Raw genomic sequence first — 1,759 nt, 5'->3', positions numbered from 1 at the left:
GGCAGGTTAAGACTCATATCCAGTTCCTTATGGATTTAATTACACCGATATCACCTTACATTTCCTAGGGGGTTGGCGTCCAGTAATGAAATAACAGACTCAGAAATTGCTTTCCATCATCCATAAAAAATAAATTATGCTTTTAAGTCTCCACCTCTCCACCCAAGCCATTTTCATTATATAAATCATGACATTAATAGGTGGTGACTACTCTTTTAAGTCTCCACTAGTCACCACCCTAAGCCTCCACCTTTGGGGTGATTGGGTGGAGAGGTGGAGACTAGGTGGAGACTCTATTTAAAGGTCTCCACCCATTAACTACATGTTTTATAATATATATTTAACTGGGTGGAGACGGGTGGAGACTTATTCAATAACTTTTACTCTGTACCCCCTGTTGCAGCCGGTAGCCACTCCTCGGCATCATCAGCCAGCCGGATGTTAGAGCGCATATTTCCTTTGGTGCTTTTCTTCCTGATGTACTCTTTTCCATACTCAGCCATTGAACCCGGCATATCAGTAGCGAACCGGTTAAGCGAGATCGGCTTGCTCAATCCATTACTCTGCATATAGGCAAGATAAGCGTGGTACAGATACTTGCGGGGGCTGAACGGTATAATGCTGGCATTACCGATAAACAAACCGTCACACTGCACCGATGCCATCAGGTAGCCGCAGAAGTCCACCAGCGAATCACCTTCACGCTTAATAGCCAGCGCCTCTTCTGATTTCTGCTGCTCGAACAAAATCCGTTTAGCTTCTCCCTGATCTGCAAAGCGTGTCAGTAAGTGGCGGATAATAACCGGCAGCTCTGCCTCTATCTTTTCTGACAACATCGGATCCCGCTCATTCTCCGGCACCACCTGCGAGAAATTGAAAATAACCCGACGCCGGGATATACCGCCGCTTCGGTCGCTGAATGACATAGCGTTATTGTTCACTGCCAAAATAACAGCCGGGATCCGTGTTGAGTAAGGCGGTTTGTGTTTCGGGTCTATCGCGACCTTATCCCCGCCTGTGATGGCTTTAATCCCTGCCCCGTCACCGGCATAGCGCGACATATCAGGCATGATGATAAGAGAGTACCCCACTATCAGCGCCCTTTCCCTTGGCTCCTCAAGGGCCTTCATACTGGCCGATACGGTGTTGGCTTTCCCTGCCAGCATGGTGCAGATCTCCGCCAGTACGCTTTTACCACTGCCACCAGCGCCGGTTATCTCAAGAAATAGCTGCCAGTCATACCGGTTCGCCATCACCATATACAACGCTGCCAGTACTCGATCGGTTTTCCGGGCATTACCGGCCGTTGACCAGTTAAGCCACTTCCAGAACGCAGGGGAGTGGGTGGCCAGTGATTCCCCTTCTTCTGCCTGGATGAATTCCACATCACTGGCGATCAATAACCAATCCTCTTGGCGATGCTCTCTGAATAACCCCTCTCGGGTATCAAATACACCGTTGCTAAAGCCAATCAGATTACGTGCTGTGGTACCCATTATTGGCAAGCTCAATTTCATGGTATCAACGGCGTTCTTCATGGCTGGCATTGAGTAAGGAACCCTCGACTCTATAAATATTGCCGCCATCTCACGCGAAAGTGCCTTATCTGAAACAGGCTGCCAGATTATGCCGTTGTAGTGGTGTACAGCGTCCGAATCACCATGTACGGCTAAATCACCATCATAGCGGGCTAGAAGTACCTCACCGCGCTGGCTTGGCCCCATTTGGTTAAGTGCAGGGATTACGGTAGGTTCATCAG

1 protein-coding gene is annotated in these 1,759 nt (G+C 48.9%); it reads right to left on the bottom strand.

Annotated elements, in window-relative coordinates:
• Nucleotides 1-380: 380 nt before the first annotated feature.
• On the bottom strand, nucleotides 381-1,759 hold a 1,379-nt coding region (locus tag AEP37_RS23590), incomplete at its 5' end, for a DNA primase family protein (RefSeq protein ID WP_049615612.1).

The sequence above is a fragment of the Yersinia pekkanenii genome, assembly GCF_001152565.1.
GTDB classification, from domain to species: domain Bacteria; phylum Pseudomonadota; class Gammaproteobacteria; order Enterobacterales; family Enterobacteriaceae; genus Yersinia; species Yersinia pekkanenii.
The sequence above is the reverse complement of the archived record's forward strand: the minus strand, read 5'-3'. Positions and strand labels throughout refer to the sequence as shown.